Origin of the sequence: Pseudomonas sp. Pdm06, assembly GCF_014851795.1 — a bacterium.
In the GTDB taxonomy this organism is placed as follows: domain Bacteria; phylum Pseudomonadota; class Gammaproteobacteria; order Pseudomonadales; family Pseudomonadaceae; genus Aquipseudomonas; species Aquipseudomonas fluorescens_AA.
Genome location: NZ_JACVAH010000004.1, coordinates 365,943 through 378,546 on the forward strand (window position 1 = coordinate 365,943; position 12,604 = coordinate 378,546).

A 12,604-nucleotide genomic window follows, 5' to 3' on the forward strand; every position below is an offset into this window, starting at 1 on the left:
TGTCTCTCTCGAAGCACTCAAGACAAATCGTGCAGATCCTTGCCAAGCGCTGGCCCAAGCGTCCAGTCCGAAAACAGCACTTTCAATCCACCTCGCTTGGGGCTGCAAGCCATCGGGCCGACCCGGTAATTCGGTGCGACAGGGAAGGGGCATAACCGCACCAACGGCCAGTGGCTGCCGTCGGACGAAACCTGCAGCCGAAGCACGCCGTCGGCCACCGTGGCGCGCATCCAGAAGTCGGTGGGGTCTGCGGTATAAGGGCTGGTCACCCAGTCGGACTTTCCATCCGTGAGCACGCTGCTGAGCATGGCGTGTCCGTCGCTCAGCTCGATACCTGCCTTGACCCATTGCCGCTCGTTGATCCGGACCATGATGCCGGCTTGGTCGTACAGCGCCTCGAAGGTGCCGCGGATACGGAATTGGCAGGTGAAGCGGGAGGGGGCTTCAAGGCCCAGGAAGTGACCGCTGTCGTGGGTGAAGCCGTAGTAGGTCTCGCGCCAGAAGTCCGTTTCTTTGTCTGTTAGCAGTTCCAGCGTGGTTTCTGTGGGCGTGTAGATCTTCGGTTCATTCAACCATGAGCCGTTGAGCAGTGCTAATTCCAAAGCAGACTCCTGTCGTAGTGCGGTTAGGACCGATCCCTCAACTATGTAACATTTTTCAGCCGTGCGCTGACAGGTGAGTTGATGAAAACCTGTGGCGAGGGAGCTTGCTCCCGCTGGCCGCGAAGCGGCCTTCGAACAAGCCATGGGAGTTGACTGGATACACCGTGTTGGCAGGTTTCGGGACTGCTTCGCAGTCCAGCGGGAGCAAGCTCCCTCGCCACGGGGGTTGTGTTGGTCGGTGGACCGAGTTGTCGGCTTTTAGGGCCGCTTCGCGCCCCAACGGGGATAAATCCCCTCGCCACAAGAAGGGTCAGCGGGATGCCGCTCAGCGCAGTCCGATGGCTTTTGTGGGGAGGGTATTGCGACTACCCTTCGAACTCCGTCTTCAACATCGTCAAAAACGCTTCCCTGGCAGGATGCCGGCCAGCGTTTTCATGCCAGTAGAACAGGTTATCGATGCCCGTCAGCTCAGGGAATTCATACCCTATCCAGCCAGCCCCCTGACGGTATTGCTCGTAGATCCCCCGAGGCACCAGCGAGACGCCGGCACCGGCACTGACGCAGCCGACGATGGCGCCATAGCTGGCGATGCTGATGATCGGTTGCACTTGGTCATGGCGCAGCAACCACTGCTCCAGGGCGAAGCGGTACGGGCAGCCCGGGGGCCACATGAAAATGGCCTTGCCTTGCAGGTCTGCGGCGTTGCGCAAGGGGCCGTGGGATTCGGAGGCGATGAGCATCAGGTCTTCGCGGTACATCACCGCGCGCTTGAGTCCGGGCCGTTCCACGTCTACCGCCACGATCACACCGTCGAGCCGGTGGTGCTGGGTATCGTCCAGCAACTGCGCCCAAGTCCCCGTGCTCAGTTCCAGCGACACCTGAGGATACTGCGCGTGGTATTTGGCCAACAACTGCGGCAGGCGCCCGGTGGCGCTGGATTCGATGGCGCCTATGCGCAACGGTCCGCTTGGCGTGTGGTTGGGGTTTACTGCGCGGCGGGCTTCTTCCGTCAGGCTGAGGATTTTTGTCGCGTACCCCAGGAACACCTCGCCCGCCGGGCTGACCCGCAAGCCGCGACCTTCACGAAAAAACAACGGTGTACCCAACTCCCGCTCCAGGGATTTGAGCCGTGCCGTGATGTTGGACGGTACGCAGTGCAGCACTTCGGCGGCACGGGCGATGCTGCCGGTGTCGCAGACGGTCTTGAGCATGCGCAGTTGGGACAGTTCCATAGCTCACCAAAAGTGAATGATTGGCTGAGTTTAAGTCACTTGTATTGAGGGTGGGTGGTTTTGATACTGCGGCGTAAATAGACCAGACGCTCAGTGCGCAGGAACTCTGAATGGAAACCCGTTGTGTGCCGTTTGACGGCTTGAAGAACCCCAGCAGACCCCGCGTGAAAGTGATTCTGGCGACGATGTTCGTGATTCTTTGCTGGGCCTATTCGCCGATTGGTATTCGCATCGGCTTGCAGGCTTACGAACCGGGTCAGCTGGCGTTGATGCGGTTTCTCATCGCCTCGGTGTTCATGGTTGTCGTCGCGATGGTGAAGGGTATTTCCCGGCCACGTCTCGGGGATTTGCCGTTGCTGGCGGTATTGGGTTTCTTTGCCGTGAGTCTGCACCACATCGCTCTCAATTACGGTCAGCGGGGCGTCAGCGCAGGGGCGGCCAGCGTCCTGGCCCAGTCCACGCCTTTGTTCAGCACGTTGCTGGCGCATTTTGTCTTCAAGGACAGAGTCGGCGCTTGGCAATGGGGCTGTGTACTGTGCGGCTTGCTTGGCGCTGCCGTGGTCGTCACGGGGGATCGAGGCTTGGGTGACATGGACGCCCGTGGGCTATTGATCCTCCTGGCGGCGCTATCCTGGAGTGTGTATTTCGCTTTGCAGAAGCACCATACCCATCGCTACGACGGCTTGACCCTGGTCTGCTACACCGTCTGGTCGGGCACGCTCCTGTTGTTCATTTTCGCGCCGGGCATGTTGAGCGCGGTGCGACAGGCTGCGGCTTCGGTGAACCTGGCGGTGTTGGTTCTCGGTATTTTTCCCAGCGCGCTGGCGTACCTTGCTTGGGCTTACGTGCTGGCGCACAGCGACGTGAGCCGCGCTTCCACGGCGCTTTACCTGATACCGCCCACGGCGATGTTGATGGCTTGTCTAGTCCTGGCTGAACGCCCAGCGGCGATGGTGATGGTTGGGGCGGTTATCGTGTTGGCGAGTGTGCTTGCGTTGAATGTCGGGCCGGTGAGTGTGGCGAAAGCCGGCTGATTCTGTAGTGGATGTGGGCAATGATGTTCGATGCTGTCCTGTTTAGGGCTGCTGCTGCGCAGCCCAGCGGGAGCAAGCTCCCTCGCCACGGTTGTGTTTCGAGCCAACAACTTTCGATCGCTCCCGTGCGTGGGAATGCCACCAGGGACAATCAACGCACCGCCACCTTATTTTTTAACCTGATAATCCTGGCCCCACACGCGCACGGTGTTGATTTTCTCGTTCAACCCTTCAAACACAAACTTCTGCCGCACGGCCGTCTTCGGCGGAATGGTGACTTCATCCGGGTTTTCAAACCCTGCGAGCTTGTTGGCGTAACCGGCCTGGTCGATGGCGAGCAGGGCGCCCGTCTGGCCAAGGTTGATCAGGCGCAGTTGCGTGTCGGTGCTGTTCTTGAAGCCGAGGGTGACGCTGAAGGTGTCGTCAACGGGCTCCAGCTTCAGGACTTCGATGGTGACGCGGTCTTTCAGTTGTTCATTGGAAGAAATGATCGCGGCGCCATCGGCGCCCTGGGCCGATTCGCGGCCATCGAGCACGCCTTCGCTGACGCCGCCCAACAGGTTCTTGCCCGCGGTAATGAAGCTTGAGACGGCTGCCTTGGTCGAGTCCTTGATGAGGCTGCCGTCGGTTGGCTCGCCTTCGGCGAAGCACAGCGAGCTGAGCAAAAGGCTGGAGACGAAGAGGGTGGAGCGTGACGGCAGAAGGTTCATACCTGAGTCCTTGAGGGGGGCAGCGACATCGCCCGTCAACAGGGCGAACGGCAATGATAGCCGTGATCATGGGCCGCTAGCGATCTGCTTCCTTGAGTTTTTCCGACATCTTCACCAGCGTTGCCAACGAGTCCGCATTCATCTTGCGCATCAGCGACCCGCGGCGCACTTTCACGGTCACCTCGCTCAAGCCCAGTCGGGCGGCCACCTGCTTGTTCAACAGCCCTGACACGACCAGGTCCATCACCTCGCGCTCGCCGTCAGTCAACGCGTCATGCCGACGTTTCAGCGCGTCGACACTCGCCGCGGCCTTGCGCCGTTCCTGGTCGCGGTTCAGGCCCAGGGTGATTGCATCGAGCAGGTCCTGTTCGCGGAACGGCTTGGTCAGGAACTCCAGCGCCCCGGCCTTCATGGCTTTGACGGACATGGGAATGTCGCCATGGGCGGTGATGAACACCACCGGGACCTGGATATTCAAACGCGCCATTTCCTGCTGGAAATCCAGCCCGCTCAGGCCCGGCATGCGCACGTCGAGGATCAGGCACGCCGGGACGTCCGGCCGTTCGGCGTCCATGAATTCACGGGCCGAGCCGTAGGCCGTGCTGGCCAGGCCCACGGAGGCCAGCAGGTCTTGCAGTGAGGCCCGCACCGAAGGGTCGTCGTCGACGATGAAGACCCTCGAGTCGGCCTGGTCATGCATGTCAGTCTGGCTCATCGGATTCCCTTGTGACGGCGGGCAGGGTGAAGTGAAAGGTCGAACCTGACGGCGAATGGCTGGTGGCCCAGAGCCGTCCGTCATGGGCCTCGATGATCGAGCGGCTGATGGCCAACCCCATCCCCATGCCGTCTTGCTTGGTGCTGTAGAAGGCGTCGAACACCCGTTCGCGGTCGCTGGCCGGCAAGCCATTGCCTTGGTCGGATACTGAAAAGAGCAGCTGCCCTGGCGATTCGAGCGTCACCTGAAACTGCAGAATCCGCTGGTCGACGTCAACCTGACGCATGGCGTCGAGCGCGTTCATCGCCAGGTTCAGGATCACTTGCTGGATCTGCACTTCGTCCGCCAGCATCGGCGGCAGTCCCTCCTGGACCTGCACCTGCAAAGTGATGTTCTGCTCGTTCAGCTCGCCCGTCATCAGGCGCAACGCGGCATGGACCGTGTCGGCCACGTTCAGCCACTGCTTCGTCGGTGCTTGATGCCGGGCCATGCCGCGCAACCGAGCGATGATGTCGCTGGCCCGGTGGGTGTCGGCGATGATCCGCTCCACTGCCTGGCGAGCCTTGGGCAGGTTGGGCGGCTCGGTCGCCATCCAGCGCAGGCAGGCACCGCCGCTGGCGGCCACGGCAGCCAGCGGCTGGTTGACTTCGTGGGCGATCGAGGCGGCGAGTTCGCCGAGCATGTTGATGCGGGCGATGTGTGCCAGGTGGGCACGGGTCTGGTGCACCGTGCGCACGGCGGCCGAGAGCCGCAGCGCCAGGTACGTGGTGCCGGCGATGGCCGCGAGGCTGATCAGCACGTTGATCAGCCCGGCCTCCGTGTTGCCAAAACGCGTCAGCCGATAGCTCAGGATCGTCAGGACCATGCAGAGGATCGCGACCCCTGCCACGGCGCGTGCCGGCAGGATTCTCACCGCGATCAGCACCACCACGATCTGGAAGACCCCGACGGCGATTTCCAGGTCGGTGACCGTATCGATCGCCGCGATGCCGAGCGCCAACCCCAGCAGGAGCAGCAGGCGCAGGGTCAACTGGGTCCTTCTCATTGAATGTCCATCGCGCATTGCTCCAATGACCGATCCACGCAGTTTATACCGCAGCACCTCAGGATGGATTGTCCAGGCTGAACTGATCGGCCACTTCGTCATAGGCGAACAACTCGGCGTAGCGCCCCCATTGCGTGACACAGTCCAGCGTAATAGCGGCATCGTGCTCGGACATGAAATCTTCCAGTTGGTCTCGGAAACGCCTGGCCGGTGCGGTGCGGGTGGGGCGGTCGTCCAGCACCCGGCGCACATGCCCCACCAACGGCACATACTTAAGCAGGTGCCGGGCAAACAGGTGCTTGCGCTCATCCACCGCTGACTCGGCGTAGCGCAGCCCGGCCGGCAGGAGAGTGATGTGGCCGTCCTGCAGGTCGGCCAGGCGCAGGAGCTGCAACACCTCGGCGACCGGCAAAAGATCACTGGCGGTGTAGCGCAATGCGTCGGCGAGCTCGCGCAGATCCGCTTGGCCGGCAAACGGCTGATCCTGCACCGCTTCGATCAGCCCGGCCAGGGCATTGCTGGAAATCGACGGCAGGACCATGCCTACGCCGCTGCCTGCAAAGGTCTCCTGGCGTGCGGAGCCGATATTCGCGCCGCCGGCCATCTGCACGTAAATGTGTTCGACCAAGGCTTGGAACGCCGGGTCGGCGCGATTGCGCGGCTGGCTGAGGTCCACGACGATCTCACTCATGACTCGCCCCGGATTGGAGGAAAAAATCAGTATCCGGTCACACATCAGCACGGCTTCTTCGATGTTATGGGTGACCATCAGGATCGACCTGATCGGCATGCGCCCCTCACGCCACAACTCCAGCAGATCGGTGCGCAGCGTTTCGGCGGTCAATACGTCCAGGGCGGAAAACGGCTCGTCCATCAACAACACATCCGGATTGACCACCAGTGCGCGGGCCAGGCCGACGCGCTGGCGCATGCCGCCCGACAGCTCCTTGGGGAAGGCGCTTTCGAAGCCGTCGAGGCCGATCATATCGATGGTGGCCAGCGCCCGCCGACGTCGCTCAGGCGCCGCCACGCCTAAGGCTTCGAGGCCGACTTCGACGTTTTGCAGCACCGTCAGCCAGGGGAACAGGGCGAAGCTCTGGAACACCATGCGCACCGAACTCGCCAGCCCGTGGGCATTGGGCGGAAAATCCACCACCCCCGTGGTGGGCGAAATCAGGCCGGCGATGGAGCGCAGCAAGGTCGATTTGCCGGAGCCCGAACGCCCCAGCAGGCCGACGATTTCGCCCTCGTCCAGGCGCATGCAGACATTGTCCAGGACCCGGCGCTCGGCACCGCCGGCCGTGCCGTAGACATGGCCGATTTGCTGCACATCCACCAGGCAGCGTTTGTCTATTACTTGCATGGGATTGCCCTCAATCAATTCGAAGCCGACGTTCGGCGAAACCGTACAACGGGCGCCACAGCAACCGGTTGAAACCCACCACGAAAATCGACATGACCACGACGCCCAGGGCCACCCGATGCAGATCCCCGGCCGTGGTGGCCTGGGCGATAAAGGCCCCCAAGCCGGACGCATACAGATGCTGGTCGCCCCAGGACACCGCCTCGGCGACGATGCTGGCGTTCCATGAGCCACCCGCTGCCGTGAGGGCACCGGTGATGTAGTAAGGGAAGACGCCCGGCAGCGCGACCTGGCGCCACCACTGCCAGCCGCGCACGTGGAAGCTGCGCGACGCCTCGCGTAAATCCGTCGGCAGGGCGCTGGCACCGGCAATCACGTTGAACAGGATGTACCACTGGGTGCCCAGGATCATCAGCGGCGAGAGCCAGACATCGGGGTTGAGTTTCAGGGCGACGATGGCGATCACCGCAAACGGAAACAGCACGTTGGCGGGGAAGGCCGCCAGCAATTGCGCGACGGGTTGCAGGCGTTCGGCCCAGCGCGGGTTCAAGCCGATCCAGACGCCGATGGGCACCCACACTACGCTGGCCAGCACGATGAGCACGCTGACTCGCAACAGGGTGGCCAGGCCCAGGCCGAAGGTACTGGCGACGTCGTCCCAGCCCAACGTGCTGCCAATGAAGCGCGACAAGTGCAGGATGCCGGCGATGCAGGCCGCGGCAACCAGGACGAGCCAGGCCAGGTCGCCGGCGCGGCTGACGCGGGCGCTGGTCTTGAAGCGGATGGACGGCAGCCGAGGGATCTTTTCCAGAAACAACGACGCCTTGAGGCTGCCCAGCGCCAGCAGCACCAAGGGCACCAGGCGAGTCGAGCGCAGCAGGTCATAGACCCTGGACCGTGGGCGTTTCTGGGAGGCGGTCTGTTCAAAGCGGAATTTGTCCGCCCAGGCGACAATCGGCCGGAAAAACAGCAGGTCATAGGCAATGATCACCCCAACCATGGCCAGCACCGCCCAAGCGATCGCGGCGATATTTTGCTGCTCGATCGCCAGTGCCAGCCATGAACCGATGCCCGGCAGGCTGACGGTGGTGTCGCCGACGGTAATGGCTTCGGACGCGACGACGAAAAACCAGCCGCCGGACATCGACATCATCATGTTCCACACCAGGCCTGGCGTGGCGAAGGGCAACTCCAGCCTGACGAAACGTTGCCATGGCGAAAACGAGAACTGTCGGCTGACGTCGTAGAGATCGTTGGGCACGGTTCTCAGCGATTGATAGAAACTGAAGGTCATGTTCCAGACTTGGCTGGTGAAGATGGCGAAGATGGCCGCGCACTCCACGCCGGTTTCCTTGCCCGGGAACAGTCCCATGAAGAACACAACGGTAAAAGTGAGAAAGCCCAGGACTGGCACGGATTGGAGAATATCCAACGCCGGCAGGATCACCATTGCCGCCTTGCGGCTTTTGGCTGCCAAGGTGGCAATGACCAAGGAAAAAACCAATGAAACAAACAAGGCGATGAACATGCGCAACGTGGTGCGCAAGGCATATTCCGGCAGGTGCACCAGGTCCAGGGACAGTGGCGAAGCGTCCAGCACGCCGAGGGGCTGGTTCATCTGATCCAGGCCATGGAATACAAAGGCAGCCAAGAGCACCAGGAGGCCCAATGACGTTATGTCGGCGCGCCAGGAATGGGCAGGGAGTTGTTCTCTGTTTTTGAAGGGCGTCAATGCAGGTGCAAGGAATGAAGGGCGCATGGATCACCTCTATTACGCTTTGAAAACCAGGGCTGCGACCACACTTGCGATCATTGGAAGTCATGAAGTTGAAGCGCACTTGAACGGGGGCGTTAAGTGCCCGGCAAGATTAAGTGTTGCCCGGGTCGATGACCACGCTGACTTGGGACATGAAAATATACGTTGGTATATCCGTTCCCTTTGGTGGGAGAACTATGCGGTAGGGCTTTATCTTTTGTTGCTCACTAAAGTTGCGCGAGGAGGGTAGAAGGGCGTGCGTCTGATCCGTATTTTTCTGCGCCAGGTGCCTCTGTAATGAACCCGGGCCCGGCCCCAGAATAACCACGCGGTTAGCCTAGTGAGCTGCCCGTGTACTGCAATTTTTTGGTCCAGGAGTACTCATGGCGAAGATGGCGATTTTTCTAGGTGGGTTTTTGGCACTGACTCTTCTGATCGGCGTGCTGGCGACGATTTCGCCCGTATAGGCACAGGCTGTTGAAGCTTCTGTGACGAGGGATTGCTCCTCGCCACAACTCCACTGTGGTTTTGATTGCCTTTGTGGCGAGGGAGCTTGCTCCCGCTGGGGCGCGCAGCGGCCCTAACGCCCGCACCTCGGTCTAGCATTTTGAGCATTTTGGGGCTGCTGCGCAGCCCAGCGGGAGCAAGCTCCCTCGCCACAGGGCGGCTCCTGTTGCAATTTTTTGGTCCAGGAGTACTCATGGCGAAGATGGCGATTTTTCTAGGTGGGTTTTTGGCACTGACTCTTCTGATCGGCGTGCTGGCGACGATTTCGCCCGTATAGGCACAGGCTGTTGAAGCTTCTGTGACGAGGGATTGCTCCTCGCCACAACTCCACTGTGGTTTTGATTGCCTTTGTGGCGAGGGAGCTTGCTCCCGCTGAGGCGCGCAGCGGCCCTAACGCCCGCACCTCGGTCTAGCATTTTGGGGCTGCTGCGCAGCCCAGCGGGAGCAAGCTCCCTCGCCACAGGGCGGCTCCTGTTGCAATTTTCTGGTCCAGGAGTACTCATGGCGAAGATGGCGATTTTTCTAGGTGGGTGATTGCACCTCGCCACAACTCCACTGTGGGAGCGAGCTTGCTCGCGATAGCGGTGGTTCAGCTTGCATCCATGTTGAATGGGCTGCCGCCATCGCGAGCAAGCTCGCTCCCACAGGTTTTGATTGCCTTTTTAATGCTGTTACCGATGCAAGATCACCTGCGCGATTTCCTGCAGCCCCATCACCCGTTGCGCCGCATTGAGTTTGATCGCTTCCTTGGGCATGCCGAAGACCACGCAGCTGGCTTCGTCCTGGGCCACGGTGCTGGCCCCGGCGTCGAGCATTTCCTTCAGGCCGCGGGCGCCGTCGTCGCCCATGCCGGTCATGATGATGCCGGTGGCGTTGCGGCCGGCGAATTTGGCGACTGAGCGAAACAATACATCCACCGAAGGGCGGTGGCGGTTGACCAGCGGGCCGTCCACCACTTGCACGTGATAGAACGCGCCGCTGCGGGTCACCATCATGTGTTTACCGCCCGGGGCGATGAGCGCCAGGCCCGGGTGTATGCGGTCGTTGTTACGGGCTTCGCGCACTTCGATCTGGCACAGGCTGTTGAGCCGGGCGGCGAACGAGGCGGTGAATTTCTCCGGCATGTGCTGGACGATGACGATGCCTGGGCTGACCCGTGGCAGGGCGGTGAGCACCGCTTCCAGGGCCTGGGTGCCGCCGGTGGAGGTGCCCAGGGCGACGATGCGTTCGGTGGTCTGCGCCATGGCATGGCCGTTGGCGGCCGGCAGCATGGCGTCGGCGGTGAGTTTGGTCGCCGGCGCCAGTGCCGTCGGGGCGGGGCGCTTGCCGAGGTTGCGCACGTTGACCTGGGCGGCGGCACGGATCGCCGACACCAGTTCGGGCGCCGACTCCAACAGAAAATTCTTCAGCCCGGTGGTGGGCTTGGTGATGATTTCCACCGCGCCGGCGGCCATCGCCTGCAACGTCGTTTCCGCGCCCCGGGGCGTCAGGGACGAACAGATCACCACCGGGGTGGGGCGTTCGCTCATGATTTTCTTCAGGAAGGTGATACCGTCCATGCGCGGCATTTCCACGTCCAGCACGATCACATCGGGCCATTCCTTGGCCAGTTTATCCATGGCGAAAATCGGGTCGGACGCCGCGCCCATGACGTGGATGTCCGGTGTCTCGCTGAGAATCGCCAATAACACCTGGCGAACCACGGCAGAGTCATCCACCAGCAGTACATTGATCTTTTTTGCCATGGTCAGTGCCGGGTCCTTATGGGTTGGTGCCTGACCCACACATCGCCGCTGCGCAGGTCGAAGATGATGCTGCGGTGGCCGGTGCTGCCCATGTCCTGGGCGATCAGGTCGAGGCGATAGAGGGCGGCCATTTCCAGCGCGGCGTTGACGTTCAGTCGCGCCACATCACCGTAGGGCACATGGCGTTGCAGCTCGGGGAACATCTCCCCGCCGCCGAACAGCTTGAGTTGATAGTCCTCGGGGTCGGTGCGGTGCGCCCGGGCCTGACGGATGAACAGTTCGATGGCTTCGTCGGCGTAGAGGCCGTTCAGTGCGGTGGAGCAGCGCACTCGACTGGGCAGCATGAAGTGGCACATGGCGCCGATCCTGCGTTCGGGGTGCCACAGCGTGATCGCCACGCAAGAGCCGAGAATCGTGCGCAGGCGAGTCGGGCAGGTGGCGAAGCGAAACTCCCCTGGCGCCAGGTACTCCTCGGCCACTGCTCTGATGGCGGCGTTCATGGTTTGCGGTAAATCGAGGGCGCCACCAGTTTCAACGCATCGGACACACCGTTGAGACTCTCCGAGTGGCTGACGATGAAATACCCGCCGGGCTTGAGCCGGGGGATCAAGCGGGCGACCACTTTGCTTTTGGTCGGTTGGTCGAAATAGATCATGACGTTGCGCAGGAAGATCACATCGAACTCCCCCAGCTCCGGCAAGGTGTCGTTGAGATTGACCTGGATGAAGTTGACCCGGTTGCGCAACGCCCGGTCGATGAGGAACGTGCCTTGCTGGCTGCCGGTGCCCTTGAGGCAATATTTCACCAGCAGCGGCTGGGGCAGGGTGCGGGCGCGTTCCATCGGGTAATGCCCGGAGCGCGCCTTGGCCAGCACCTGGCTGCTGATGTCCGAACCGATCACTTCCCAGGGCGTGGTGCCCAACCCTTCGGCCAGGGTCATGGCCAGGCTATAGGGTTCTTCCCCGGAAGAGCTGGCCGCGCTCCACAGGCGGAAGGTCTTGCTCGGCGTTGCGTGGGGCAGAACGTGTTGGCGCAGGAAATCGAAATGCTTGGGCTCGCGGAAAAAGTAGGTCTCGTTGGTCGTCAGCAGGTCCAGCGCCACTTGTAATTCATCGGTGCGCTGGCCGTTCATGATCAGCTTGAAATACTCGCCGTAGCTGTCCAGCCCATAGTGCTTGAGGCGCTTGAACAGACGCCCGGCCACCAGGGCTTTCTTGGCCTCGGACAGGCTGATGCCGGCGGCCTGGTACAGCCAGGACTGGAACTGGCCGAACTCTCGGTCACTGAGCGCCAGCGCGTTCCCGGTGCGTTCCTTGCAGGTATCGGCGTTCACGGGGCATCCACTTCCAGCGCGTTCGGGCTGGCTTCGGCGAGTTGGGACATTTCGTCGATGGACAGCACGCGGTCCACCTCCAGGACGATGACGAACTTGCCATCGACCTTGGCCATGCCACTGATGAAATCGGCCCGGATCTTCGCGCCGAAGCTCGGTGGCGGCTCGATCTGCGAGGCCGGGATTTCCAGCACCGCCGACACCGTGTCCACCAGCAGGCCAATGTCCTGGGCCTGGCCGTCGGCGCTGGACGCCTCGATGATCACCACGCACGAGCGCCGGCTGATCGCCGAGTTCGGCCGACCGAAACGGGCCGACAGGTCGACGACCGGTACGACCGCGCCCCGCAGGTTGATCACCCCGCGCACGAAGGTCGGCATCATCGGTACCACGGTCAGGTTGCCGTATTCGATGATTTCCTTGATGCACAGGATGCCGATGGCAAACATCTCCGTGCCGAGCATAAACGTCAGGTATTGCGCTTCTTCCTCGACCGCGAGGGCGGTTTGACGTGTGGTCGCGATGGCGCCCATTGCTTTTTCTCCTTTAAGCAAGCCTGTGG

General features: G+C 61.8%; 12 protein-coding genes. 1 reads left to right on the forward strand and 11 read right to left on the reverse strand.

Going from position 1 to position 12,604, the window contains the following annotated elements; all coding sequences use genetic code 11:
- Positions 1 to 17 precede the first annotated feature (17 nt).
- Together IB266_RS09415 and IB266_RS09420 are read right to left on the reverse strand one after the other, a co-directional pair.
- The gene (locus IB266_RS09415; protein WP_225613469.1) at positions 18 to 602 is read right to left on the reverse strand and encodes a DUF1349 domain-containing protein; all 585 of its coding nucleotides are present in this window, start codon (positions 600 to 602) and stop codon (positions 18 to 20) included.
- Positions 603 to 967: 365 nt separating this feature from the next.
- Positions 968 to 1,834 (reverse strand): LysR family transcriptional regulator, encoded by an 867-nt coding sequence (locus IB266_RS09420; RefSeq protein WP_192261016.1) that lies wholly within the window; start codon positions 1,832 to 1,834, stop codon positions 968 to 970.
- A 110-nt stretch (positions 1,835 to 1,944) separates the two neighbouring features.
- Here IB266_RS09420 and IB266_RS09425 point away from each other — a divergent pair, with 110 nt between their 5' ends.
- Positions 1,945 to 2,868 (forward strand): DMT family transporter, encoded by a 924-nt coding sequence (locus IB266_RS09425; RefSeq protein ID WP_192261017.1) that lies wholly within the window; start codon positions 1,945 to 1,947, stop codon positions 2,866 to 2,868.
- A gap of 167 nt (positions 2,869 to 3,035) precedes the next feature.
- Here the strand turns inward: IB266_RS09425 and IB266_RS09430 are convergent, their stop codons facing one another.
- The 9 genes from IB266_RS09430 to IB266_RS09470 form a co-directional block, all read right to left on the reverse strand.
- The gene (locus tag IB266_RS09430; RefSeq protein ID WP_103308642.1) at positions 3,036 to 3,578 is read right to left on the reverse strand and encodes a hypothetical protein; all 543 of its coding nucleotides are present in this window, start codon (positions 3,576 to 3,578) and stop codon (positions 3,036 to 3,038) included.
- Between the two features lie 76 nt (positions 3,579 to 3,654).
- Positions 3,655 to 4,293 (reverse strand): response regulator transcription factor, encoded by a 639-nt coding sequence (locus IB266_RS09435; RefSeq protein WP_192261018.1) that lies wholly within the window; start codon positions 4,291 to 4,293, stop codon positions 3,655 to 3,657.
- Positions 4,280 to 5,338: a sensor histidine kinase gene (locus IB266_RS09440; RefSeq protein WP_192261019.1), complete on the reverse strand. Its 1,059-nt coding sequence runs from the start codon at positions 5,336 to 5,338 to the stop codon at positions 4,280 to 4,282. Before IB266_RS09440 ends, IB266_RS09435 begins: the two co-directional genes overlap by 14 nt.
- 58 nt (positions 5,339 to 5,396) lie before the next feature.
- Positions 5,397 to 6,701, reverse strand: a complete 1,305-nt coding sequence (locus tag IB266_RS09445; RefSeq protein ID WP_192261020.1) for an AAA-associated domain-containing protein — start codon at positions 6,699 to 6,701, stop codon at positions 5,397 to 5,399.
- Positions 6,702 to 6,711: 10 nt separating this feature from the next.
- Positions 6,712 to 8,460: an ABC transporter permease gene (locus IB266_RS09450; RefSeq protein WP_192261021.1), complete on the reverse strand. Its 1,749-nt coding sequence runs from the start codon at positions 8,458 to 8,460 to the stop codon at positions 6,712 to 6,714.
- Between the two features lie 1,175 nt (positions 8,461 to 9,635).
- Positions 9,636 to 10,709, reverse strand: a complete 1,074-nt coding sequence (locus IB266_RS09455; protein ID WP_192261022.1) for a protein-glutamate methylesterase/protein-glutamine glutaminase — start codon at positions 10,707 to 10,709, stop codon at positions 9,636 to 9,638.
- Positions 10,710 to 10,711: 2 nt separating this feature from the next.
- Positions 10,712 to 11,209, reverse strand: a complete 498-nt coding sequence (cheD, locus tag IB266_RS09460; protein ID WP_092167294.1) for a chemoreceptor glutamine deamidase CheD — start codon at positions 11,207 to 11,209, stop codon at positions 10,712 to 10,714.
- Positions 11,206 to 12,042: a CheR family methyltransferase gene (locus IB266_RS09465; protein ID WP_192261023.1), complete on the reverse strand. Its 837-nt coding sequence runs from the start codon at positions 12,040 to 12,042 to the stop codon at positions 11,206 to 11,208. The genes cheD and IB266_RS09465 overlap by 4 nt, the downstream gene beginning before the upstream one ends.
- On the reverse strand, positions 12,039 to 12,575 hold the full coding sequence (locus IB266_RS09470) for a chemotaxis protein CheW (RefSeq protein ID WP_060741651.1): 537 nt from the start codon (positions 12,573 to 12,575) through the stop codon (positions 12,039 to 12,041). The genes IB266_RS09465 and IB266_RS09470 overlap by 4 nt, the downstream gene beginning before the upstream one ends.
- Positions 12,576 to 12,604: the final 29 nt, after the last annotated feature.